This is a genomic window from Allobaileyella intestinalis (assembly GCF_009695865.1).
Taxonomy (GTDB): domain Bacteria; phylum Bacillota; class Clostridia; order Peptostreptococcales; family Anaerovoracaceae; genus Allobaileyella; species Allobaileyella intestinalis.
This window is the reverse complement of record NZ_VUNB01000005.1, coordinates 19,838-44,512: the sequence shown is the minus strand read 5'-3', so window position 1 is coordinate 44,512 and position 24,675 is coordinate 19,838. Positions and strand designations below refer to the sequence as shown.

At 45.0% G+C, this 24,675-nt stretch carries 17 protein-coding genes and 1 pseudogene; 5 read left to right on the top strand and 13 right to left on the bottom strand.

Annotation, left to right across the window (positions count from 1 at the left end; genetic code table 11):
- Nucleotides 1-256 precede the first annotated feature (256 nt).
- The 4 genes from FYJ66_RS06630 to FYJ66_RS06615 all read right to left on the bottom strand — a co-directional run bounded on the left by FYJ66_RS06630 (nucleotide 257) and on the right by FYJ66_RS06615 (nucleotide 5,475).
- Complete coding sequence (locus FYJ66_RS06630) at nucleotides 257-1,429, bottom strand: iron-containing alcohol dehydrogenase (RefSeq protein WP_154572730.1); 1,173 nt, start codon at nucleotides 1,427-1,429, stop codon at nucleotides 257-259.
- A gap of 30 nt (nucleotides 1,430-1,459) precedes the next feature.
- Nucleotides 1,460-3,187, bottom strand: coding sequence for an adenine deaminase (ade, locus tag FYJ66_RS06625; protein ID WP_338071170.1), 1,728 nt, complete (start codon nucleotides 3,185-3,187; stop codon nucleotides 1,460-1,462).
- A 531-nt stretch (nucleotides 3,188-3,718) separates the two neighbouring features.
- Complete coding sequence (locus FYJ66_RS06620; protein WP_154572729.1) at nucleotides 3,719-4,915, bottom strand: low temperature requirement protein A; 1,197 nt, start codon at nucleotides 4,913-4,915, stop codon at nucleotides 3,719-3,721.
- Nucleotides 4,916-4,959: 44 nt separating this feature from the next.
- Nucleotides 4,960-5,475, bottom strand: coding sequence for a flavodoxin (locus FYJ66_RS06615; RefSeq protein WP_154572728.1), 516 nt, complete (start codon nucleotides 5,473-5,475; stop codon nucleotides 4,960-4,962).
- Nucleotides 5,476-5,687: 212 nt separating this feature from the next.
- Here FYJ66_RS06615 and pduL point away from each other — a divergent pair, with 212 nt between their 5' ends.
- Nucleotides 5,688-6,266, top strand: a complete 579-nt coding sequence (pduL, locus tag FYJ66_RS06610; RefSeq protein WP_154572727.1) for a phosphate propanoyltransferase — start codon at nucleotides 5,688-5,690, stop codon at nucleotides 6,264-6,266.
- A gap of 119 nt (nucleotides 6,267-6,385) precedes the next feature.
- Here the strand turns inward: pduL and FYJ66_RS06605 are convergent.
- Nucleotides 6,386-8,848 (bottom strand): annotated as a pseudogene (locus FYJ66_RS06605) (EAL domain-containing protein).
- Nucleotides 8,849-9,047: 199 nt separating this feature from the next.
- Entirely contained in the window at nucleotides 9,048-9,329 is a 282-nt protein-coding gene (locus tag FYJ66_RS06595; protein WP_154572724.1) for a hypothetical protein, read from the bottom strand.
- A 251-nt stretch (nucleotides 9,330-9,580) separates the two neighbouring features.
- On the opposite strand from FYJ66_RS06595, the gene FYJ66_RS06590 reads away from it, so the two are divergent.
- The 4 genes from FYJ66_RS06590 (at nucleotide 9,581) to FYJ66_RS06575 (ending at nucleotide 16,590) form a co-directional block, all read left to right on the top strand.
- Entirely contained in the window at nucleotides 9,581-10,141 is a 561-nt protein-coding gene (locus FYJ66_RS06590; protein WP_154572723.1) for a TetR/AcrR family transcriptional regulator, read from the top strand.
- A gap of 45 nt (nucleotides 10,142-10,186) precedes the next feature.
- Complete coding sequence (locus FYJ66_RS06585; RefSeq protein WP_154572722.1) at nucleotides 10,187-12,646, top strand: glycoside hydrolase family 2 protein; 2,460 nt, start codon at nucleotides 10,187-10,189, stop codon at nucleotides 12,644-12,646.
- Nucleotides 12,647-12,692: 46 nt separating this feature from the next.
- Nucleotides 12,693-14,060 carry a glycoside-pentoside-hexuronide (GPH):cation symporter gene (locus FYJ66_RS06580; RefSeq protein ID WP_154572721.1) on the top strand — a complete coding sequence of 456 codons (1,368 nt, stop codon included), beginning with the start codon at nucleotides 12,693-12,695 and terminating at the stop codon, nucleotides 14,058-14,060.
- Between the two features lie 70 nt (nucleotides 14,061-14,130).
- A complete protein-coding gene (locus tag FYJ66_RS06575) occupies nucleotides 14,131-16,590 on the top strand; it encodes an alpha-galactosidase (protein WP_154572720.1) in 2,460 nt (819 codons plus the stop codon).
- A 27-nt stretch (nucleotides 16,591-16,617) separates the two neighbouring features.
- Here FYJ66_RS06575 and FYJ66_RS06570 read toward each other — a convergent pair whose 3' ends face one another.
- The 7 genes from FYJ66_RS06570 to FYJ66_RS06540 form a co-directional block, all read right to left on the bottom strand.
- On the bottom strand, nucleotides 16,618-17,901 hold the full coding sequence (locus FYJ66_RS06570; RefSeq protein WP_154572719.1) for a galactokinase: 1,284 nt from the start codon (nucleotides 17,899-17,901) through the stop codon (nucleotides 16,618-16,620).
- Between the two features lie 71 nt (nucleotides 17,902-17,972).
- Nucleotides 17,973-19,817, bottom strand: a complete 1,845-nt coding sequence (locus FYJ66_RS06565; protein ID WP_206157021.1) for an ABC transporter permease — start codon at nucleotides 19,815-19,817, stop codon at nucleotides 17,973-17,975.
- A 190-nt stretch (nucleotides 19,818-20,007) separates the two neighbouring features.
- On the bottom strand, nucleotides 20,008-21,174 hold the full coding sequence (locus FYJ66_RS06560) for an RNA-guided endonuclease TnpB family protein (RefSeq protein WP_154572717.1): 1,167 nt from the start codon (nucleotides 21,172-21,174) through the stop codon (nucleotides 20,008-20,010).
- Nucleotides 21,107-21,760, bottom strand: a complete 654-nt coding sequence (locus tag FYJ66_RS06555; RefSeq protein WP_338071184.1) for an IS607 family transposase — start codon at nucleotides 21,758-21,760, stop codon at nucleotides 21,107-21,109. The genes FYJ66_RS06560 and FYJ66_RS06555 overlap by 68 nt, the downstream gene beginning before the upstream one ends.
- A gap of 96 nt (nucleotides 21,761-21,856) precedes the next feature.
- Entirely contained in the window at nucleotides 21,857-22,558 is a 702-nt protein-coding gene (locus FYJ66_RS06550; protein ID WP_154572715.1) for an ABC transporter ATP-binding protein, read from the bottom strand.
- A 209-nt stretch (nucleotides 22,559-22,767) separates the two neighbouring features.
- Nucleotides 22,768-23,163 carry an RrF2 family transcriptional regulator gene (locus FYJ66_RS06545; protein WP_154572714.1) on the bottom strand — a complete coding sequence of 132 codons (396 nt, stop codon included), beginning with the start codon at nucleotides 23,161-23,163 and terminating at the stop codon, nucleotides 22,768-22,770.
- Between the two features lie 278 nt (nucleotides 23,164-23,441).
- Nucleotides 23,442-24,614 (bottom strand): MalY/PatB family protein, encoded by a 1,173-nt coding sequence (locus FYJ66_RS06540; RefSeq protein WP_154572713.1) that lies wholly within the window; start codon nucleotides 24,612-24,614, stop codon nucleotides 23,442-23,444.
- Nucleotides 24,615-24,675: the final 61 nt, after the last annotated feature.

Below are 24,675 nucleotides of genomic sequence, written 5' to 3'. Positions count from 1 at the left end.
CACGCCCATCCATTCTAACACTGATAAAATATATTCCCAAAGCCCCAAAAATTTCTCAAAAGTACCCCCTGGGTACTATGAATCTGTCTTGTTTTATAATATTATTCAGTCAGGAAAAAGGAAATAAAAGAAAATAAATAAGAATACCCGCCACCTGTCCGGACCCAATATCCGTGCTTCAGTGATGGCAGGTATTCTTTCGTTTTATCTCATTAGTCAGAGAACAGTCAGCCCATCGGACCTTCCTGTATTATTTCTAGAGACAAGCTCTCAGGATCTTCTCGATATCTTCTTTATTCAGAGGCTTATATCCTTCAAGAATTCCTCCCTTGCAGGCCTTCTCTGCCATTACAGGAATATTCTCGTCGCCGATTCCGATTTCCGTGAACGTTGAAGAGATTCCAAGAGTGTTGAAAAGGAAGTCTTCAGTCATCTCGATGCTCTTGAGAGCAGCTTCCATTGTGTCCATTTCAGGGTCTATGCCGAAAACATTGACGCCGTATTCTCTGAATCTCGGTGCAGTAGACTTATCCAGAACGTATCTCATCCATCTTGGCGTTATGATAGCCAGTCCCAGTCCGTGGGTTATGTCATAAATGGCCGACACTTCGTGCTCAATAGGGTGGCAGGTCCAGTCACACTGCTGCTTTGCCCCTGCAAAACCGTTAATGGCCCATGAGCTGGCCCACATCAGATTTTCTCTGGCCTCGTAGTTATCAGGTTCCTTAACTGCTATTGGAGTGTACTTGATGACGGTTCTCATCATTCCCTCCATAAACCTGTCAAGCATGTACATGCTCTGTCCTTCTGGAACAAAATAAATCTCGTATAGATGTGACAGGATGTCGGCGCTTCCACACACAGTCTGCTTTGTTGAAACAGTGTAAGTCACTGTTGGGTCCAGGAAAGAAACCTTCGGAAGCATTCCCGGTGCTCCACCACCCAGCTTGTCCTGTGTCTCAGGATTGCTGATGACTCCCCCTGCATCCATCTCTGAACCTGTTGCAGCTGCAGTGAGGACAGAGAAAACCGGAAGGCATTTTTCAGTTACCACGTGCTTTGACAGAAGATCCCATGGATCTCCATCGTAAAAAGTTGCAGATGCAATAAACTTGGAGCAGTCAATAACCGAACCGCCGCCAACTGCCAGAACCACGTCGATATTTTCCTTACGGCAGATCTCAGCGCCCTTTCTAACTGAATCAATTCTTGGATTGGGCTCGATTCCTGAAAGTTCGAAAATTTCCAGGTCCTTGTCTTTCATGGACTTCACAACCTTGTCGTAAAGGCCGTTTCTCTTTATAGATCCTCCGCCGTAGCAAAGAAGAATCTTTTTTCCGTATTTCTCCAGTTCCTCTCCCAGGTGTCCAATCTGATCTGGTCCAAAGTATACCTTAGTTGGAATATAATAAGTAAATTGTTCGTTCATTTTTCCTCCTTTATTTCATCATGTTACTTCTTAAATATATTTCTGCTGGCTGACGTCAAAAACTCCTCTTGTTGTCAGCCTCAGTTCCGGAATTACCGGCAGGCTCAGAAAGCTCAAGGTCATAAACGGGTCAATTCCCGGATTCACTCCTGCGGCCAGGGCTTTCTCCTTTGCCTTTTCCAGCTTCTCGTTGACTACAGGCAATGGCTCATCTGCCATGAGGCCTGCTATGTTAAGCATTACCTCAGCTTCAATCCTTCCTCCCCTTTCCACAACTATTCCGCCGTGGTTTTCTGTAAGCCGGTTTACAGCCGCAGCAATATCCTGCTCGCTGGTTCCTACTGCAATTATGTTGTGGGAGTCGTGTGCAAAGCTTGTGGCTACTGCTCCAGAACGGAGGCCGTAGCCTTTGAGATAGCCGATTCCTATATGGCCGGTGCCATGGTGCCTCTCGATTACTGCAACCTTGAGAATATCTTTTTCCAAATCAATATGATCGCTGAATCCCTGATTTGTGGTTATTATCTCTCCGTCTACAGTTCCGATTACCGCCCTCTGCCTGTCTTCCTGGAAATCTTCCGGCCTGAAGGCCCCATTTCTGAAGGTGTCATGAGCTTTTTCGTTGAGATTCGCCTCTATGAAAGGTATCTCTATTTGAGATAGCCTTCCCTCATTGTAAACCAGTTCTCCTTCTTTATAGACCTGGCTAACGTTGAAATCAGCAAGATTGTCCACAACCATAAAGTCTGCCAGGTATCCCGGGGCAATGGCTCCTCTGTCGTTGAGGCGGAAGTGTTTTGCCGTGTTCAGGCTGCCTGCTTTAAGAGCTATTATTGGATCAGCTCCTTCTTTAACGGCCCTCTTTATTATGTGGTCGATGTGTCCGTTGTGAAGCAGATCGGAAGGATGCTTGTCGTCACAGCACAGAATACACCTGTCACCGTATTCCTGGGTTTTCAGAAGGGGAATCAGTGCGTCCAGGTTATGGGCAGCCGTTCCCTCTCTTATCATTATCATCTGTCCACGTTCCAGTTTTTCTATGGCCTCTTCAAGAGTGGAACACTCATGATCTGTATATACCCCTGCTGAAATATAAGCGTTAAGTTCCTTATTGGAAAGACCTGGTCCGTGTCCGTCAATCTTTCTGTGATGAGCCTGGGCATCCAGAATTTTCAGAATGCACTGATCTTCTCCATGGATCACCCCGTAAAAATCCATCATCTCTGCCAGACCAAGGACTCTGGGATTCTCATAGTATTCTGTAATATCCTGATAACTGAGGACTGCTCCCGACTCATCCAGTGGCGTAGAAGGAACACAGGACGGAAGCATGAACCGCACGTCTACTGGCAGGCCTTTCGTTGCCTGAAGCATGTAATCGATACCCTCCGTCCCCATTACGTTGGCAATCTCATGGGGATCTGTTATTACAGTTGTGGTTCCGTGAGGGATTACCGCCTTGACAAACTCAACTGGCGCTACAAGAGAGCTTTCCAGATGTATGTGTCCGTCAAGAAGACCGGGACATACTACTTTGCCGGTCATGTCAACCTCTCTCACCCCTTCGTAGTCCCCGAATCCTGCAATTATTCCATCACATACAGCAATATCAGCCTTTTGAAGGCGATTTGAGAAAACATTTACGAAAGTGGCATTTTTCAGAACAAGATCTGCCGGCATTCTGCCTGAAGCCGCCGCTATGATTCTCTGTTTCTTCATTAACTTCCGCTCAAAATCCTGAGAATTATTGTCTGGCACAGATGATTCCTCCTGTATGTCAAATGATTCTAATACACTTCATTTATTTTTTAATACTATACCACAACAGGAAAAAACCATTATGTCAAAAAAATGAATACATCAAGGCACTGGAGAACAAAATCAGATTCTGATGCTCTGCTGACTTCCCTTTTCAAAAATACGAAAACGGCTGTATCGTGGGGGATACAGCCGCAAAATGGGGTATATTATTTTAATTCATTTGTGTCTCTTTTTCTGAAGCCACCTCCTAACATGTTAAAGGATAATTATTAATAATTCCGGCTGCCTGGGGAGGGCAACCACTTATTGAAATTATTATGCACTATCATTTAAACAGTTTCTATCCATCCTGCACGAGATGTGGCTTAACATGCACAAAAGGCAGCAATATTTTCACAATAATTCTGCAGATTATTTTTCGGCAAAATCCTGTTCAGGGTATATGATTTCGCCTCTGTTCCGGCCTTTGTAGACAGGTATGTTCCCTCTGTGTTTGTCAGATTCGGGCAGATGATCCTGACAGCACAATCATCTCTCTTCAATCATGGATTCACAATACTTCTGATGATGACGCCTGATATCTTCCCTGATTTCCTTCATCCTGTACAGCACCACAAGAATGCTGAAAACATACAATACAGTGGCAAGAATGTTCAGATACATATTATGCCTCAGGAGAAACATTGCTATTGCAAATGCAATAGTCAGCAGCGAAACCTTTATATTAAACGGTCTGTCCGGCTCGCAGTGGTGCTTAAACTGCCTGCACAGTATAAACAGGAACACAAAATAGATCACGATTGAAAGAGTCATCATCAAGACCTTTGGCCCCACAGCAATTTTTTCCTCATTCATAAATTCGAATGACACCGTAATGCAATTTAGAGCAAAAATAATAAATATATGAATCAGCATATAGCCCAGTCCGCTTACGTTGCCATGTTCTCCATTCCGGTCTATAAGGTGGTCGTAAATCACCTCGTATCCCAGGAAAAGGCCTACTGCAATGAGAAAGGCCATCATGGAAAAATAGATCATGTTCCAGTGTACGTTTCCGTTTCCCTTAAAATAAGCTGCAACAGCGATGACCATTTCTCCAAAGGTAAACACCACAAAAAGCATGGCCCTTTCTGTTAGATGCATGAAGTCGATAGTTCCTCCGCCCATCCCGGTAATTTTTATGAAAAAAGACATGAACATACCGCCCAGGATTGCGGTAACAGAGAAGATTACCCCTGTCCTGGGATTAGGAACAGCTGCTATAAACACCAGCCCTGCTTCAATAAATAGAATAAGGGCCATCCTCTTGATCAAGTCCCTGTTCCACACATCAATCTGGTGATTTCTCAGCTCAATCCAATACTGTATCCCTATGTTGAGAATTATGAGACCCCAGGCGATGTGATATTGAGTCTGATATGCTATCCAGTCGTTTCTGGTGCTTTCCCCCATAAAATAAATGAGATACATATTAATGATGAGAAAAACGTGATCTCTGATTCCATTCCGCCCATACAAATTCACATAGAATGTAGTGAAGTTCCAGATCTGGATGATTGCCAGGGTGCTCACTACGTAAATCACTGCAGCTCCGGAACTGACAAATCCTCCATGAATGCTGTGGAGGAGAGAGTTCTCCCGGCTGATCATATACACAAAAATCAGATCATAGATCAGCTCCATGTATTCAACTTTTTTCTCTTCTTTATCGTTAAAAAAATTCATCTTGAAGCAGTTTTTTCCTTCCACCTTATTTAAAAGTCAGAGTATTATTTCAGATTAGCCCTGGCCCAGGCCTTAATCATCTCCACTGAATCTACGGCCTCTCCGCCGTGAATAGCAAGGGCCTTCATTACTTTTGCCCCCTTGCATGCCTTTTTCAAAGTCTTCTCCGACTTTCCCGCACCTGAACCTTCGTGAGTAATCACCGGGAAAATCTTCTTTCCCCTGAGGTCCAGTTTTTCCAGCTGTGAGAGCATCACATTAGGGCAGTTTCCCCACCAGCAGGGAAAGGCTGCAACGATGTTTTCATATTCTGATACATCCTTCAGATATTCCCTTAGTTCCGGTCTAGCGTTGGTTTTCATTTCTTCTCTGGCTACCTTGGTGCATTCCATGTAGTCCTCTGGATAATCCGGCACCCGCTCTATCTGAAAAAGATCTGCACCTGCAGCTTCCCCGATGAACTCCGCCACAAGCTGCGTATTTCCTTTTTCAATAAATACTGTTTTGCCATTAACGTAATTCTCACCCGTCCTTGAGAAATATATTACGAGAGTTTTCATTGTTTCCTCCTGATAATTGCTGACAAATTCAGACAAATGCTTTGCCATTGATTATTTTATACATTTATTTAAAACAGTTCTATATTAAATATCCCCAATTGCTCCAGTAATATGTTTTATCAGAACCTCGTACCTATGGCCTTAAGCAGTAAATACTGTATAATAATCAAGAATCAAAAATGAACATAAAACAAAGGAGGTTCTGGTCTAAAATGAGTGAGTTCAATGTAAATGTTGAGGTAAGTGCCCGCCACGTTCACCTTTCCCAGGAAGATATTGAGAAACTGTTCGGAAAGGGATATGAGTTAAAGGTCAAAAAAGATATTGCCGGCGGCTTTGTTGCTGAAGAGCGTGTAACCCTTACTGGGCCTAAGAGAACCCTTGAGAGAGTTGCTATTCTGGGCCCTGCCAGAAAAGAGACTCAGATTGAGCTGGCTTCCACTGACGCCCGCAACCTGGGAGTCAACCCGCCAATTCGTCTTTCTGGTCACCTGGAAGGAACACCTGGCATTAAGATCACCGCAGAGAATGGAAATTCTGTAGAGCCAGATCACGGATGCATTATCGCCCAGAGACATCTTCATCTGTCCCCGGCCACTGCTGAGAAATACGGTGTTACCGGAGATAAGCCTGTAAAGATATCCATCGATACAGGAATGAACAGATCCCTCGTGTTCTGTGATGTGGCTGTAAGAGTAGGAGGAGACAGCGACGTAGTTCATCTGGACACAGATGAAGGAAATGCTGCATGCACTGGAAAATCCTGCACAGGAATTTGCATTGCAGAATAAAATAAATAAGCGCCATTGATAAACCTAAACGCTCATACAAAAGCGGGGCCGGATTCACTATCCTGCCCCGCCTGTTTAATAATAAAGATTTCAATCAAAGCCAGTCACACCAATCGAAGCTATTTTATGCACAGCTTCACAAATTTTTCCGCAGCATCTCTCTCGTTTCCATTCATGGTGTACACCTCCGGATAACAGCTTAGCCGGTGGCCGTTCACTATTCGGATTTCCCTTATTTCTTTTTTGACCTTCTCAATGGCCGGTTCCAGCCCTGCCAGGTCCGAAGCCCTGCAGAACACCAGGAAATCCCCGTCTTTTCTTCTTCCGAAAGATGCATATATAGGAAAATTGCGGCGGATCACTTCTGCAATGGTGATTATGAGCCTGTCACCAGACTCATTGCCGAAATCCCGGCTGAACTGGCGGCAGCTTTCCACCACTATCCGTATCATCATGTAGTTAACAGCATTCTCTCTGCGGGCTTTATCGTATTGATAGAAATTCACAAGAAGCCCGGTAATGTTTGAAAATCCTGTAACCGGATCAATGACTTCCACTTCTCCGGACCGCCTGTTCATTTCAACGAACTCTTCAGAGTCGAAAAAGTATCCGATCAGTCCCTGGATATTTCCGTTATGATACAAAGGCATTTTACTGGTGAATATGTTATGAACTCTTCCCCTGATAATACATTTCTGAGGACAGTTGAATATACCCTTGCCCTTGTTTATCACCTCTTCCTCTATGTCACTATTTATCTGTTCATCCACATGCCACTGCATTTCCTCATCTGTTTTTCCATAAATTTCGTCAGATGAGCTGAGTCCGAAGTACTGGAGGAAAGCGTTGCTGACCCCTGCGAATCTCCCCTCACGGTCCTTCCAGAAAAATTTTACAGGAGCTGTTTCCTCAACGTTCTTCCATAGAATTTCAGGAGAAATATTTGAACTGCCGGCATTCTCTTCCTTGACTCTGTATCCGTATCTGTCTCCATAGTGATTGATGATTTTTCTCATCATTGCAGGGTCGTTCAGAATGCTCTTAGCCGATACAATTACGCATTTGTTGAAGTCTGTACCAGGAATTGCCATTACAATGTGGTTGGAAAGGATGTAGCTTCCATCCTCCTGTTTATCTCTGAAATAGTCGGAAATCCTGCCATTATTCTTCTTAAGCCTGTCCCGCATGGTGTCCGGGTCGGCAAAGGCCTGAAACTCCTCCCAGTCATCTGGATAAATCACTTTCTTCTGGAACCAGTCTCTAAGCTCATAAAGGTTGAGGCCTTTAACACTTTGGTTCAGTTCCGACTTTTCTCCGACAGAATTGTATGCAATAGTTTTCCCTTCGCCATAATCTATTATTGAAACTGAATCGTAAAGATAAAGGAGGTTTCTGATCAGGTCGTCGTGATTTTCTTTGTTCTCCTCGTCCAGGTTTCTTGTAATATTTGCAATGGAAGCCTGAAGCATACAGCGCCCATTACATTTTGCAACCACCCTGGCCTTTACTTCCATATACTGGGTTCCCGAAGGATAGGTAGTTACCCCTTCTTCACCGGTGCGCTCCACCTGATCCACAAACTTTCTCAGATGCCGGTGCATTCCTGTTCCCACATGGTTGATTTTTCTTTCTGCTTCGGCCATGGTCCTGGTGCCGTTGCTCTTCAATGCCAGGCGATATTCTTCATTTGCAAAAATGTTTTTTACCACTTTGCCATCATCTTCGAAGAGAGCCATGGAACGGCTGTCCATGAAGTCCAGTCTTCCGATTTTATCGTAATATTCCTCCTCTGGCCGGGTTTCGATTTTCATTCCTTTCTCAACACAGCAATTGAGAGCTTCTTCCGGTGTATCAGGTCTGCCAAAATAGAAGCCTTGAATTTTCTCACAGCCAATGCCCTTAAGGAACTCATATTCTTCCCTTGTTTCAACGCCTTCTGCCAGAGTCTGGACACCGATGTCCTTGGCCATCCGGACAATAGATCTGATTATTTTCCTGGATTTTTCCGAGAAATTAGCCAGGAATTCCATATCGATCTTCAGCTCGTCAAAGTCATAGTCCTACAGAACATTCAGGGATGAATAGCCGCTGCCAAAATCGTCCATGCAGACCTTGAATCCCAGAGCGTGGAGTTCATCCACCGCCTTTCTGATCACTTTCTCATCGCTGACGAAGGCACTTTCCGTAATCTCGATGTTCAGCATGTCCCTGGGCATCTTGTTTGCCACAATCAGATTTTCAATTTTTTGAACCATGTTGGTTAAACCGAAGTCCAGCCGTGAAATATTTACAGAAACAGGAATCAGTCCGGCGCCAGTTCCAATTCTTTCTTTTTTCCACTTAAAACCTGTGCATATTTTCTCCACAATTAGACAGTCGAGCCTGTAAATCAGTCCATTCTCTTCCAGAACAGGTATAAAATCAGATGGATTAATCATTCCCCTGTCAGGATCTATCCACCTGGCCAGAGCCTCTGCACCACAAACATCCCCTGTAAGGCTCCTGACAATAGGCTGGAAGTATACTTTTATCCAATTTTTCTCAAGTGCCTCGTCAAAATGTTCAAGAATATAATCTTCCATTTAGCTCTCCACTACCAGAAATTCAACACGGCTGCGCAAATCCCTTTAATACAGTCTAATTATACCCCCCCCCCCACGAATTTTCCAACAACTGTGTGACCATTCATGAGATAAAAACAGAAGCTGCCCTTGCAGCTTCCCTCCCATTTTCCTTTGGGCATATTTCCCTTAATCATTTTCTTGTCTGCCGCCTCTTTTATTAGTCCGGCTCGTCTTCATTAATATCCCTGTAAAGCTGGTTTATCTTGCCCTGTGCGTATTCCGACATGTGCTTGTTTCTCAGCCTGTCCCGCAGATCCAGAATAGCAATCATCTCGTCCGCTACATCCTCCAGCCTGTGTAGTTCCGGGGCACCAATGTAGCTTATCATCTTATCTGCCGTAAACTCCGTATTCATTTCGCTGCATATAAGAGCTGTAAACTCTTCCGGGTATCCTTTCCGTATCATCAGCTTATATAATATTGCTGTTTTATTTTCCATTTCCTATCACCACATAGCCTGTTCTGAATAATTAATCTATCTATTTGTATACTGTATTGTTTGAAAAATCAATCATTCTGCCCCTTCTTTCATTGGGAATTCACAACAAACTGTGTTAATATTTCTACAGGAAACCGAAAAGGCGCTGCAGAGTTTCCGCTGCCTCTCCTGGCTGTTTCTCAATGGCTTCAACCATATTCCGGCGGGAATGACTATTTTTTTCAATATGTAATATTATAGAGGAACGATTTATGGAAATCCGAGATATGATCATCCGCGGCGGTCTTGACCTTTTCCGGGGACAGGGCATCCACTTCACAATGGAAGATCTGGCACACCATCTTGGCATTAGCAAGAAAACCATCTACACCGTATTCCGTAGCAAGGAAGAGCTGGCTCTGGCCATGGCAGACACCCTTTTTGACGGAATAAAGGAATCTGAAGCTGCCGTCATGTCCGACCAGTCCTTGTCCACACCTGAAAAGATACGTCAGATTCTGGGCGCAATGCCTGAAAGCTACCAGTCTCTCGACTTCGGCCAGCTGGACATCCTTCAGGAAAAATATCCTGCCGTCTACCGCAAGGTTTCCCAAAGGCTGGAAACAGGCTGGGAAGACACCATAAGGCTGATTGAGAAAGGCATTGAAGAAGGATCTGTCCGGAACGTAAAGATTCCGGTTATCAAAGCGATGTTTGAAGCATCCCTTGAACACTTTTTCCAGCGGAATGTCCTTGCTGATATGGGAATATCATATCAGGAGGCTCTGAATGACGTGGTAGACATTCTTATGGAAGGAATTCTCACCAGATAAGATGCCCCTCCGGGCTTACACCCTGCAAACTCAGGAGTAAAGAAAATGAACAGCAGAATATATTTAAACAATTCCTGGAAGTTTACTCCAGAATGGACTGGAGAAACTGCCGATCCTGCCTTTGACGAAAGTACAATGGAGAATATCAGAATTCCCCACACTGTGAAGGAACTTCCCCTTCATTACTGCGATGAACAATCTTACCAGATGGTAAGCGGATACAGACGGCACCTGTTTGCTCCGGAAGAATGGAAAGGTAAAGCCATTCTCCTCACCTTTGAGGGAGCCGCCCACGATGCCACAGTTTTTCTGAACGGCCGGGAAGCTGCATCCCACCACTGCGGTTACACTGCTTTTACAGCAGACATTTCCAGTCTTCTTAATTACGGAGAAGACAATATCATCACCGTTAGACTGGATTCCCGGGAAACCCTGAATGTACCGCCTTTTGGATTCGTCATCGATTATATGACCTACGGCGGAATATACAGAAACGTTTATCTGGAAATTCGCTCCTTCTCATACATAGAAGATGTGTTCGTTAACACCGATCCGGGAAGCATCTATGAAAAAAATAATTCAAATGGCGAAGGCATGGGCAAAAGCTTCTTCAGCGACGATGCCTTTTTGACAAGTCTTGTCACAATAAACAACTTCCGTCCCGGCATGATGATTCGCCAGTCTTTCCGGAGCAAAACTCAGGAACAGTTCCGCCTTCTCCGCGAAATGGAAGTAATAGAAGACAGTTTTGAGTCAGAAGGTTTTGCAGGATCAGTCAGGCTATGGGATGTTGACGATCCCGCTCTCTACCAACTGAAAACGGAACTGATTGACAGCACCGGAACATCTGTTGATGAAGTTATCACCACCTTCGGATTCCGCATTGCTGAATTCCGGAAGGACGGCTTCTGGCTTAACGGCCGGAAGCTGAGAATCAGAGGGCTTAACAGGCACCAGGCCTATCCATATGTGGGTTACGCCATGCCGGACACTGTTCAGAGGGAGGATGCTGATATTCTGAAACGGGAGCTGGGAGTGAATGCTGTGAGAACCAGCCACTATCCTCAGGCTCAGTCATTTATTGACAGATGCGATGAACTTGGTCTTCTCGTCTTCACTGAATTTCCCGGGTGGCAGCATATTGGTGATGAAAGCTGGAAGAACCAGGCGCTGACCAACCTGACAGAAATGATCTGCCAGTACAGGAATCATCCTTCCATTATTCTCTGGGGAGTGAGGATCAACGAGTCTATAGACGATGAGGAGTTCTACAGCAGAACCAACCAGCTGGCTCACCACCTGGACCCTTCACGGCAAACCGGAGGAGTGCGCTGCTATAAGAAAGGAATTTTCCAGGAAGACGTATTTACCTACAACGACTTCTCCCACAACGGCCTCACTGCCGGCTGCGAGAACAAGTCCAAGGTTACCCCTGATATTGATAAGCCATACTTGATAACTGAGTACAATGGCCACATGTTCCCTACGAAGGCATACGATGACGAGGAGCACCGGCTGGAACATGCCCTCCGACACGCAAGGGTTCTTAACAGCGTTGCAGGAAAGAATGACATTTCAGGAAGTTTCGGCTGGGTAATGAACGATTACAACACTCACAAGGACTTTGGAAGCGGGGACAGAGTCTGCTACCACGGAGTTATGGATATATTCCGGAATCCGAAGATGGCGGCTTATGTATACGCTATTCAGCAGGATGACAGACCAGTTCTTGAAATAAGCTCTTCAATGGATATTGGAGAGCATCCGGGAAGCTGCCGGGGAGATGTGTACGTGTTCACCAACAGTGACAAGGTGCGGATGTACAGGAATGACAAGTTCATCAGGGAGTTTGATCCTTCATCCACTCCATTTGCCAACCTCCACCACGGGCCATTTATTATCGACGACTACATTGGAGACAACTTGCGGGAAAACGAGGATTTCACAGATTCGCAGGCCCACCAGATTACCAGGATTTTGAACCTGGTGGCAAGGAAAGGGCTTTACGGACTTCCTAAGAAAGTATATCTCTCAGTTGGAAAGCTGTTTATTCAATATCGCATGAAGCCTCAGGATCTTGTGGATCTGTACAACCGCTATATTGGAGACTGGGGCAGTGCCTCCGGAAACTACCGCTTTGACGCCATTAAAGACGGAAAAGTGGTCAAATCCGTAACCAAGGCTCCAATGAACCAGGTGAAACTTTCATTGGAGTCATCCCGGACAGCGCTTATAGAAGGAAACTCCTACGATGTAGCTTCCATCAGGATACGGGCAACTGATGAAAGAGGGAATGTTCTGCCTTACTTTAACGATCCCCTGGTGCTCCATGTTGAAGGGGCACTGGAACTGATGGGGCCAGATATTATATCTCTTGCCGGCGGCATGGGAGGAACTTATGTGAAGACCACCGGAAGTGAAGGAACGGGAAAGCTCACTGTTTCCAGCACTAACGGTGCATCTGCAGAGCTGGAATTCACTGTCCGCACAGGCGGTGACCAGTAAAAGGATTTTGCCTGTTTGTCAATTGCGAAATGAAAGGAAGGATCTCATGAGACTGACAAAGGCTGAAAAAGCGTCCTACGGCCTTGGCGCTGTGGGCAAAGACATGGTATACATGCTTTCTGCCAACTACGTACTTTATTATTACCAGGATATCCTGGGGGTTTCTGCCATAGCTATGGGTATCATACTTATGGCAGCAAGGATTTTCGATGCCTTTAACGACCCGGTAATGGGAGTTATTGTTGCCAAAACCAGAACCCGCTGGGGCCGGTTCCGCCCGTGGCTTATGATCGGAACTGTAACTAATGCCTTCGTACTTTTTCTCATGTACTCGGCACCTCCTGAACTGAACGGAAAAGGACTTGTGGCCTACGCCGCAGTTTTCTACATACTCTGGGGTGTAACTTACACCATGATGGATATTCCTTTCTGGTCCATGATTCCTGCATTTACAGAGTCAGGAAAAGAAAGGGAAAACCTGTCTACCCTGGCCCGCTCCTGTGCAGGTCTTGGTGATGCCCTCATAACCATCATCACCATCAAGTGCGTCCTTGCACTGGGCCACGGCAATGAAAGAGCCGGATTCAAAATGTTCGCACTGATCATTGCTGTAATTTTCATTCTGTTTATCACCATCACCTGCCTGAAGATCAAGGAAAAATCAACTGTGGATGTAGAATCTCCTTCCATCGGGCAGATGTTCCGGGCCCTGATACAAAACGACCAGGCCATGACAGTGGTTGTTGCCATCGTCCTGATAAACTGCTCCCTCTATGTCACATCAAATCTGCTTATTTACTTCTTCAAATACGACATGGGAGGAGAGGGCTGGAGCAACAGCTACACCCTGTTCAACACCTTTGGCGGAGGGGTTCAGATCATTTCCATGATGATCTTCTTCCCTCTGTTCAGAAAATTCATGAGCACTATTAAAGTGTTCTACACAAGTATTATCCTGGCAGTTACCGGATACGGAATTTTGCTGGTAATGATGATGGCCGGCGTAACGAGCCTCTATCCTCTTCTGGCACCTGCTTTCCTGATCTTCCTGGCCTTCGGAATGCTCACGGTGCTGACAACCATTTTCCTGGCTAACACAGTAGATTACGGTGAGCTGAAAAACGGCAGAAGAGACGAATCCGTCATCTTCTCCATGCAGACCTTCGTTGTTAAACTTGCTTCCGGCGTTTCCGCAATGCTGGCAGCTATATGTCTTCAGGTGTTCAACATCAGCAAGAACACCGCCGCAGCCTCTTCCTCACTAAGTGCCGGTTCACTGGCCGGACTGAGGCTTACAATGACAGTGCTTCCTATTATCGGACTTTGTGTTGCCTTTGTTGTTTTCAGGAAAAAATTCCTTCTCTCTGACGAGAAGTTAAACGACATCAACAAAGAGCTGGAGAGCCGCCGCTAATTGGTTTGCCCTTAACAAACATGCCCGGCAGACAAAATTCTGCCGGGTTTTAATTTCAAAGGAATGAGAAATGATTAAGATCTTAGATAAGGCCTTCGTCCTGAATACGGAAAATACTACCTATGCCTTTCAGATTCTGTCACCAGGTCACCTGGAACACCTGTACTACGGTGCCGGCATCACAGTAGATGAGCCAGAAGACCTGAGCCCTCTCAGGGAAAGCCATGTTTTTCCACCGGGAAACACAAACACTTACAATGAAGAACACCTGGAGTATTCCATGGAAGATCTGTGCCTGGAGATGAGCTGCGGCGGCAAGGGTGACATAAGAGAGCCATTCATTGAAGTTCGCCACAGTGACGGATCCATCACATCTGATTTTCTGTATGAATCACATCATGTAATAGAAGGGATTCTGCCTGCAGATAATCTTCCCCAGGCCATTCCATCTTCAGGAAATAACGAAACTGATGGAACTGAAGGAAACAGTCAGATTGAAACTCTTGTAATCACCATGAAAGACAAGGAATACCACCTGTCTCTTGATCTGATCTGGACAGTTTTTCCGGAAGAAGATGTGATTACAAGAAGAGCTGTTCTCAGCAACGAAAGCCAGAACCCCGTATCTATAGAGGAGCTGGCATCCATCCAGATAGATTTTCCAGATGACGATTACCAGATAACCACCTTCACCGGCGGCTGGGCCAGTGAAATGGACAGAAATGATTTCAGACCTGTACCTTCGGCAAAGATAGTAAGCAGCTCATTTACCGGAACCAGCTCCAGCAGGGCCAACCCTTTTGTCATGCTTTCATCAGAGAATGCATCAGAGGATTACGGCACAGTGTATGGATTCAATCTGATATACAGCGGAAACCACGCAGAAATCTTTGAAACCAACAGCTTCGGCAGACTGAGATTTCTCAGTGGAATTAATTCCAGAGACTTTCTGTGGCAGCTGGATCCAGGCAGCTCCTTTGAGACTCCTGAGGCTGTAATGACCTGTTCCTCCAGGGGAGCCGGTGGAATGAGCCGTAACATGACCAGGTTTATCCGCTGCCATATCGTAAGAGGATACTGGCAAAACCGGCCGAGGCCTGTGCTTCTCAATACCTGGGAAGCAAGTTATTTCAACATCAGCGAAGCAAAGATAATGAAGCAGGCAAGCTTAGCTTCTAAAGCAGGCATTGAAATGATTGTTGTGGACGATGGCTGGTTTGGAAACAGGAACGACGACAAATCATCTCTTGGAGACTGGTATGTAAACAAGAAGAAATTTCCAGGAGGCCTCTCCCGCCTTTCTGACAAAATCCACAATCTGGGCCTCAGCCTGGGAATCTGGGTGGAGCCGGAAATGGTAAGCAGGGACAGTGATCTTTACAGAGCTCATCCCGACTGGGCAATTCAGCTGCCTGGTCACCCTCATTCAGAAGGGCGGAACCAGAGGATTCTGGATCTGACACGGAAGGAAGTTCAGGATTACATAATAAAAGCCATGACCGGTGTTTTCAGTTCTGCCAGAATAGAATATGTCAAGTGGGACATGAACAGGACATTTACTGATGTTTACTCTTCTGCCCTTCCCCCTGAACAGCAAGGGGAAGTTTTCCACAGGTACGTCCTTGGCCTTTACAGGATAATAAAGGAACTGACTGAAAGGTTTCCTGAAATTCTCTTTGAAGGATGCTCTGCAGGAGGAAACCGTTCAGACCTGGGAATTCTCTGTTACTTCCCTCAAATCTGGGCAAGCGACAATACTGATTCCCTATGCCGCACGGAGATTCAGCAGGGATACAGCTACGGCTATCCCCTGTCCTGTTTCAGCGCCCACGTTTCCGCCTCTCCAAACCACCAGACATTGAGGCAGACTTCTCTCTGGTCCAGGTTCAACGTAGCGGCTTTCGGTCTCCTGGGCTACGAGCTTAACCTGGCAGATTTAAGCAGTGAGGAATTGAAATCCGTAGCCAGCCAGGTTTCATTCTACAAGAAATGGAGAGATGTGTTTTTCGGCGGAACTTTTTACCGCCACCGGGGCGGCCAGTCTCCTGCCGGCTCATATAAGATTACTGGAATTCCATATGCCGGAACAGGGGGAACACTTTCAGCCAGCCCTTCCAATTACACTCAGTGGACTGTTGTTTCAGTAGACAGGAAGAAAGCTGTCCACATGGTGTTCCAGAAGCTGGCTGTTCCGAACAATCAATATCTGAGGGTGTGCCCAAAAGGCCTGGATCCACACAAAACATATACCTTCAGAAACCTTGAGTTAAAGTATGATATCAGGGAGTTCGGAAGCCTGATAAACACCGCCGCTCCTGTCCATCTGCGTCCCGGATCCCTGGGAGAAAGGGCAGCAGCCCGTTTTGTGAAAATCGACAGCGAAAAAGAGCACATCACCTGTAAAGGAGATGTGCTGATGAACGGAGGTGTTAAACTGTCCCCGGCCTTTTCGGGAACAGGAATGTCAGATCAGATAAGAATATTCAAGGATTTCGAATCCAGAATGTATCTGATAGAAGAAAGGGAATAAGGGCTTCAGCCTTTATAATTTAATGATTTAAAGAACTCGTATTCCTCCGTATTTCCTGATTTCCAGGATATGGCAGGTTCCCTCTCCGAAGATCTGGTCCATTTTGTCCCGGTATTTCTCAGACAGCTCCTTCCTGACAAAGGCCTGGATGGTGCCTGCGAATCCTCCGCCGTGGACTCTGGCATATCCACCATCGTCCCCCAGTATCTGGCGGCTGACTGCAATGGCCACTGCCACCGGCTGGTTTACAGGATCGCTGCACACGCTGACGTTCTGAAGCAGTTCCCAGGAAGAGTGGCCTGAACGCCTGAACAGTTCCATGAAACCATCCATATCTCCCTTTTCCAGGGCAGCCGCCTCAGCGGCTGCTCTTTTCGTTTCATTTACGAAATGCACTGCTCTCAGGAAGGCCCTGTCCCCCAGTTTTTCCCTGATTTCTCCGCATTTCTCCAAGAGCATGTCTCCGGTCACGTTCTTCAGGTATTCCTCTCCGAACATCTGGGCTACTCCCTTCATTTCCAGAGGCACTGCAGCGTACTCATCGGTAAGATCTTCATGGGATCCGCCAGTTTCGGTAATGGCAATGTCATATGGGATGGCCCCCAGATCTACATTGACAGGGATAATTTCCGGATGGGATGGATCTGCGAAGTCAAACTGACACAGGCCCCCCTGAGCACAGGCCATCTGATCCATCAGGCCGCAGGGCTTGCCGAAAAACACGTTTTCGCTGAACTGGCCCATCTCTGCCAGTTCAACAGCAGAAACAGCGGAATTATTAAACATTTCAGAAATAATATATCCAATTAATATCTCAAAGGCTGCAGAGGAAGAAAGGCCTGAACCCCCCGGAACCTGGCTGGACATGTATCCCTTAAATCCCCCGATCTTGTATCCCCTGCTTTTCATTGCCCCGAAAACTCCTGCAATAAGAGCTTCTGTTTTTCCATAATTCTCTTCCCTTGGCTCCAGATCTGCCAGAGACAGGGAAAACTCCCCGAAGCCTTCGGAAACTACGGTTACCCTTTCTTCATCACAAGGAGAAGCCGCACAAATAATATCTGCGTTTACTGCAGCTGCCAGCACCCTTCCGTGCTGATGGTCAGTGTGGTTCCCTCCTATCTCAGTTCTTCCCGGAGCGCTGTATATCCGGATATCACCGGTGTCTCCAAAGCGGCGGGCAAAGCCGCTGGTGACATTCCTGTACCGCTCTTTCTGCTTTTCAACAGAAAGGCTGCTGCCGTACAAGTCCCGGATCTTCCCGGTGAAGCTTCCAGTTTCAATTGCCGATATAATACTCTGTGCGTTCATTGATCTCCTCGCTGCAGTTTGATTTGTGGAAAAATATTTGTCGTTATAGCCAGGTTTCCCTGTACAGTTCATCATTCGCCGGACTTCAGGGAATCGTTCATATCCACCTTGCGTATCTGCCCTCTGGTGAGAACCATCACAACAGAGGCAAAGGCCTCAGAAATTCCGAAAGCCAGTAAATATGATGCTGTTTTTACATCTGAAAGTCCCGAAAAGTCCATCATCACGAAAATCTTGTTCAGAAAAGCCATTCCTGCAGGTATTCCGAGAATAATGCCTATGGTGGCCATGATCATGATTTCCCGGTAGATAAATCCGTAAACCTCTTCCATCTGGTAACCCAGAACCTCCAGAGTTGCTATTTCTCTCCGCCGCTCCCCGATATTCATTGCTGTTATATTATACAAAACAAGAATGGACAGGAGCAAAGCGAAAATGATTACGGCCACAGAAATTGCCTTCATCGTTTTCATCTCCGGAAGATTTTCGGCCATTGCAGCATCTCTGAGCCCAAGTCCTGCCACAACCAGCATTGTGGATCCGGTCACAGAAAGAACAATCATCCAGAACCTTCCTTTGAATCTGAAAATATTTCTCCATGCAGATTTATATTTGAATGAAAGGCTTCTCCACAAAAGCCCTGTCCTTTCCAGCAGTATCTTCTTTCCAGGTTTTGCGGATTTTGGCTGAAAAAGCCTTGCGGGCACTTCAGATACCGTTTTGTATAGCACAATAGAAGTCACCACAAAAACCGCAAGAATCATCAATGCCGAGGAGATGATCCCCAGTCCCGGATAAAGTTCTGGAGTCTCGGCCGGAAGGAAAATGAGCATCTTAAAAGCGTTGTAAATTACATCCGGCAGTATGAAAACTCCAGACACCAGGCCCAGGGCTTCTCCTGCCACAGTTCCTCCAAGGGCAAAGGCCAGGTACTCCCCCGTTATCCTCTTCCCCGAGTAACCCAGAGATGTGAGACATCCAATATTTTTCCTCTCCTCCTCTGCCATCCTCGACATGTTGGTAAGGGTAACCAGCCCCACAACCAGGATGAAAAACGCCGGAAATGCCTGTGCAATTACGTCGATCTTATTGCAAATTTCCTTCACCGCCCGGTACCCCGGGTTCTGGTCAAGAGTCAGATATTCGTAGTCTTTTTCTGGAAAAACCTTTTCCAGCTTGTGGGTCAGTTTACGGCCAATGGCTTCTGCCCTGTCTATGTAGCTGTCTGTAAAATACTCATCTGTTGGGCTCAGTTTAACCATCACATCTGTCTTTGGGGCAAAATCACCTTCCGGTGTTGACAGGGGACTGTGTTCATCGGAAAAATAAACAGCCGTATCCAGGTATTTGCCGTTTCGGATATTCACATCTCCTTCCAGAGAAAGAAACAGGGGGCTGGAAACTATGCCAACTACTTTGACTTTTTTGTACTGGGTGTTTTCCCTTCCATCAGGGCCTGCAGGTCCTGGAAGAGGCACCATGATCACATCTCCTGTTTTTCTCTTCTTGATTTTCTTCCCCGGCTGTTCTACAACCACCTCATCTGCCGACTGAGGCAGCCGCCCCTTTACGACTTTTAGTTTATTTATTTTTCCATGAAAAGGATAAATATACACCCTGGTCCTTCCTGAGGGGTCATCTATCTGTGTCATGGCCTCAGCGGAAGAAACATCCTTCCAGTTTCTAATAGTCTTCAGCTCTTCTTCTGAGAACCCTCCCGGATTCTTTGCCTTTATATCAATATCGGCTATGGCGCGACTCTGATAATACCTGCTTACAGAACCGGCCAGCTTTGGTGTGATACCACCCACTCCTGTTACAAAACAGATTCCAACTGCTATTATGCATATCATTGCCAGAAATCTCGATCCGTTCCGGCCAATCATGCGAAACATGTCTTTATTTAACGGAGACATTTGCCGCCTGCCACTCAAAATATGTTTAAATATACTCAAACACATCGAGAATTGAAGTCCTTGCGGATACTTCTTACTGCTTCAATGTGTATGCTTTGGCGATTATAAACAATGCGCTACTCACAAGTTCTTGTACACTCCACAGTCGTAAATTCCTGCTATAGCCCGCAGTACATACTTACGTTTGCTTTCATTGTGCAACTTCGTAAGTCCAAGCATCTCTTAGATTAAGAGCAGCATTAAAATCCCTATCCTCGACATAGCCACAATCACAACGGTATATTCTATCTGAAAGCTTCAAATCTTTCTTGATAGCACCACAGCAATGACATATTTTGGATGATGGATACCATCTGTCTACGACTCTTAATTCAATACCATTTTCATCACACTTCGCTTTAAGTTTAGTTCTAAATTCATAGAACTTTTGTGCTGCAACGGCTTTTGATAGATGTCTGTTCTTCATCATTCCTGATACATTCAAATTCTCAATCGTTATATAAGATGGCTTGGTTTTTACTATCTCAGCGATTGTCTTGTTAATATAGTCAGTACGGATATTGTCTATTTTATGATGGAGTTTCTGTACCTTGAGCTTTTGTTTTTGTATATTCGTTCTTTGAGTGGGTCCTCCTTTCTTTAAATTTTCATACTTGCGTGAGAGACATCTTTGTTCTCTGCGAAGTTTCTTTTCTAATTTTTTAATTCTTGCTGACTTATTGATATTTTTATAAGTTTTACCATTGGAAACAATGGCAAAATCCTTTAATCCAAGATCGATACCAATTCCTTCATTAGAATTATTGAGGATCTTTTTATCAACAATTTCTACAAGTACTGACACATAATATCTATCCGCCTTGATTGAGACATGACCGCTTTTAATTACATACCCGTCTTTGGTGGTTGGGATATATCCTTTTTCTTTAATGCGGACCCAGCCAAGTGATGGAATATTAATTCTGTGTCTTTCGCATCGGCAATCCTTTGGATTATTCTTTACGAAGTACATTTTCACATCAGATTTGCCTTTCTTTTTAAACTTTGGAAAAGCACTCTGATGTTTGAAAAATCTTGTAAATGCAACGCAACCATTTTCAATTGAGTGTTTTACAGATTTTGAACTGACTTCCTTGATCCATAATTTATCTGGATTTTGGGGAAGGTACTCATTGTTCAGCCAAACACTGAAACTTTTACCACTCATAAACTTTTCACCGTTATCGTGTAAAGTTTTGTTGTGACTGAGATAAAAGTTATAGACGTACCTACAAGTACCGATAGTCTTGTTAATTTTGATTTTTTGCTCGACTGTCGGATTTATTTCCGTCTTGAAGCTCTTTAGCAATTTCTGCATCCCCTTCTATTTGTTTTTTATACTTACGAAGACCGTACAATCTACAAGAAAAAACATGCAGTATAGACACAATATCCTGTACAAGTTCTTTCTGCGGTGATAGTTCTTCATTATTCACTATCACTATGGCTGTATTAAACTTCATACAGAATTTTTCAAACCAATCATAACCAAATCTGACAAATCTATCTTTATGTGTAACTATGATAGTTTTGATTTTTTGTTCCATTACTTCATCTAATAATTGATTCCACCTTTTTCGATTGTAGTTAAGTCCGCTTCCATAATCCTCAATACATTGATCTACAATGATACCTTTAGCATTGCAGAACTGACGTAAAAAAGTTACTTGGTTTTGTAAATCATCTTTTTGGTTTCTTGTAGATACTCTGGCATAAATAACAATCTGACGATTATCGTTTTCAGTATTTATGCCCTTGAACTGAAGATATTGATCATAAGTATAATAACGCCTATTAGTCGGAGTTCGACTTGCTTTCAGAATCCCCTCTCTATCCCAACGTTGTAACGTTTTGACTGAGACACCCAATAATTCAGCAAAATCTTTTGGTTTGTAATTAGTGATATTAGATGTGTTCATAATAATATCCTCCATGAGCATATTTTAACACATTTAATCACTATTGACAATGATTTTGGTTACTTAAAGTTTCCTCCTTTCTTACCAGACTATGCTGTCTACAGGCAGAACCTGATTATTGCAGACATCTTCAATGATCTGACCGTTTCTGATTCGAAGAATGTGGTGGGCCATGTGGCGGATTGCTCCGTTGTGGGTCACAATAATTACGGTCTTACCCCGCTTTTCGGCCAGGTCTGCCAGGAGTTTAAGGATAATTTTACCTGTTTCAACGTCAAGAGCTCCTGTAGGCTCATCGCACAAAAGGATCTTGGGATTTTTTGCAACAGCTCTGGCTATGGCTACTCTCTGCTGCTGGCCTCCCGAAAGCTGTCCCGGAAAGTTGTTTTTCTTGTCACTAAGGCCCACCAGCTCCAGTGCTTCGTCACAGTCCATGGCGTCACTGCAGATTTCAGTTGCCAGTTCAATATTCTCCCGGGCGGTCAGGTTTGGCATAAGGTTGTAGAACTGGAAAATAAAGCCTACGTCCGTCCTGCGGTAGGCGGTGAGCTGTCTGGATGAAAGCTTCTCCAGGCTGCATCCGTCGACGGTCAGGGACCCTCCCGTAATCCAGTCCATTCCCCCAAGAAGGTTCAGGAGAGTGGTCTTACCTGCTCCCGAGGGGCCAAGTATTACTGAGAGAGAGCCTTCTTCAATGGAAAAATTCCCGTCTTTCAGGGCTTCACACCGCACTCCACCGGAATCGTAGGTTTTAGATAGATGTTTTGCTTCAATGTATGCCATACCCGCCTCCTGATTTTCTTGTCTTCATTTATGAACATTATATTATAAACGGACATGATTCTGTATTAGTTGATATAAGAAGACAACAAAAAAAGGTTGCCGCATATCTGCGTGCAGCAACCTGCATATATTGTATTAAATTTACTTGTCCATACAGGCAACTTCCGTCAGCCTGTCTTGTGAGAATGAAACTCTCTAAATAATTCCCCCTAGTCCAGGATTTCTGACAACGGAGTGCTCATCTCTTTTTTCAAAACTTCCTGGATACGTCTCAGCTCGTAGTGAATCTTGCACTGGTTGCCGGCTACGTTGTTAGGGCACACATGACCTTCCTTCATGCACAGATTGACATATGGGTCATTCTCCATAATTACGAAAACATCGTAAAGTGTAATCTGGTCCAGGCCTCTTGTAAGCATGTACCCGCCTGCGTTGCCCCGGACGCTCTTAAGAAGGCCTCCCTTCTCCAGCTTTCTTGCTACTTTATATGCAATTGGAGAAGTTATATGTTCAATGTCAACGATAGCGCTTATGCTCTTGGGCTTGTCGGGAGACAGGTTTCTCACCAGACGGAATGCATAATCTGTTTCTCTGTTAATAAGCATTTTATTTGTTTACTCCTTTAATTATCAGATTCATATAACGTTCATATCATACAGTTCCCAATAATCCAAAGAAGAAATTAATGTTTGTCAAGAGCAGGAACCAAACGAACATTTATATCAATTTGCAGTACTACCTCCGCTGGAAGGCTTTATCTGACCCTTCCAGGTTGGTAGTCTCAGCAAAATTGATTTTACCATAAATCGGCCTGGATTTGAGACCAATTTTGTATACATTAATGTATTTCTGTATAAATTATTCTTTTTATTGTCAAAAAAGGTTATTTGACTGCAGACACCAGAGCTCTGGCACCTTTTTCCACATATTCTTCCGGTGCAGCAAGATTCATTCTTACAAAACCGCTGAATGACTCTCCCCCGAACCAGTGGCCGAAATCAACGGCCAGTTTTCCTTTTTCAAGAACAGCATTTTCAACCTCAGAAGGATCCATAACCTTGCTGAGATCTATCCAGGACAAATAAGTTCCCTGGAGATCCGTTACTGTAACCCCTGGCAGTTCCTGTTCAAGGATGTTGTTGAGCAGAGGGAAGTTCACCTCATATATCTGATGGATCAGCTGATTGTACCAGCTCTCTCCTTCGTTATATGCCGCTTCTCCTGCAATATATCCCATAGGATTGCCGCTGGTCATGCTTATGCTGCCTGCAAAGGCATCCCACTTGCTGCGCAGCTCTTCATCAGGAATTATCACCAGTGAATTCTGTCCGGCAGCCAGGTTGAATGTCTTGGAAGGTGCTGTAAGGGCGATTACCATCTGATCATATTCTCCCGGCTTTCCGCACTGCAGGGCAGGAACGAATTTAACCCCAGGGGCTATAAGATCGTGATGGATTTCATCTGAAACTACCATAACTCCGTGTTCTCTGCAGATATCCAGGACTCTCCTCAGCTCTTCAGCAGTCCACACCCGTCCCACTGGATTGTGAGGAGAACAGAGAATGTAAAGTTTTACATTATTCTCTTCAATATCCCGGGAAAACTTCTCAAAATCTATTGAGTATTTTCCATCTGAGTATTTCAGCGGGCTCTTCACCAGTTTTCTGCCATTGCTCTCCACAGCCTTGAAGAAGGGATAATACACCGGTGTGTTAACCATTACGGTGTCTCCCCCTTCAGTAAAAATTTTTACGGCAATGTGAAATGCAGTGACTACCCCCGGGGAAAACCTTATCCACTCCCTTTCAATTCTGTAGTCATGGTTCCTCATCTCCCAGTCCATAGCAGCCCTGTAAAAACTGTCTGGAGATGCCATATATCCGAAGGCTCCCCTTTCTGCATATTCTGAAAGGGCCTTTCTCACTGCAAGTGGTGCTTTGAAATCCATATCAGCAACCCACATAGAGTGAAGATCTGTTCTCCCGAACATCTTCTCCAGGCCGTCCCATTTTGCCGAATTAGTGCCTCTTCTGTCCACAAATTCCAGTTTTTCCATTCTGGCCTCCCTCATTTAATCGTAAATCTTTTTCAAAACCGCATATACTATACTGCGAAAT

What these genes read in the sequence shown, in the direction of transcription:
- FYJ66_RS06630 (WP_154572730.1), bottom strand. Translation starts at nt 1,429, where the DNA reads ATGAACGAACAATTTACTTATTATATTCCAACTAAGGTATACTTTGGA.
- FYJ66_RS06620 (WP_154572729.1), bottom strand. Translation starts at nt 4,915, where the DNA reads ATGAATTTTTTTAACGATAAAGAAGAGAAAAAAGTTGAATACATGGAG.
- FYJ66_RS06615 (WP_154572728.1), bottom strand. Translation starts at nt 5,475, where the DNA reads ATGAAAACTCTCGTAATATATTTCTCAAGGACGGGTGAGAATTACGTT.
- pduL (WP_154572727.1), top strand. Translation starts at nt 5,688, where the DNA reads ATGAGTGAGTTCAATGTAAATGTTGAGGTAAGTGCCCGCCACGTTCAC.
- FYJ66_RS06595 (WP_154572724.1), bottom strand. Translation starts at nt 9,329, where the DNA reads ATGGAAAATAAAACAGCAATATTATATAAGCTGATGATACGGAAAGGA.
- FYJ66_RS06590 (WP_154572723.1), top strand. Translation starts at nt 9,581, where the DNA reads ATGGAAATCCGAGATATGATCATCCGCGGCGGTCTTGACCTTTTCCGG.
- FYJ66_RS06585 (WP_154572722.1), top strand. Translation starts at nt 10,187, where the DNA reads ATGAACAGCAGAATATATTTAAACAATTCCTGGAAGTTTACTCCAGAA.
- FYJ66_RS06580 (WP_154572721.1), top strand. Translation starts at nt 12,693, where the DNA reads ATGAGACTGACAAAGGCTGAAAAAGCGTCCTACGGCCTTGGCGCTGTG.
- FYJ66_RS06575 (WP_154572720.1), top strand. Translation starts at nt 14,131, where the DNA reads ATGATTAAGATCTTAGATAAGGCCTTCGTCCTGAATACGGAAAATACT.
- FYJ66_RS06570 (WP_154572719.1), bottom strand. Translation starts at nt 17,901, where the DNA reads ATGAACGCACAGAGTATTATATCGGCAATTGAAACTGGAAGCTTCACC.
- FYJ66_RS06565 (WP_206157021.1), bottom strand. Translation starts at nt 19,817, where the DNA reads ATGTCTCCGTTAAATAAAGACATGTTTCGCATGATTGGCCGGAACGGA.
- FYJ66_RS06560 (WP_154572717.1), bottom strand. Translation starts at nt 21,174, where the DNA reads ATGCAGAAATTGCTAAAGAGCTTCAAGACGGAAATAAATCCGACAGTC.
- FYJ66_RS06550 (WP_154572715.1), bottom strand. Translation starts at nt 22,558, where the DNA reads ATGGCATACATTGAAGCAAAACATCTATCTAAAACCTACGATTCCGGT.
- FYJ66_RS06545 (WP_154572714.1), bottom strand. Translation starts at nt 23,163, where the DNA reads ATGCTTATTAACAGAGAAACAGATTATGCATTCCGTCTGGTGAGAAAC.
- FYJ66_RS06540 (WP_154572713.1), bottom strand. Translation starts at nt 24,614, where the DNA reads ATGGAAAAACTGGAATTTGTGGACAGAAGAGGCACTAATTCGGCAAAA.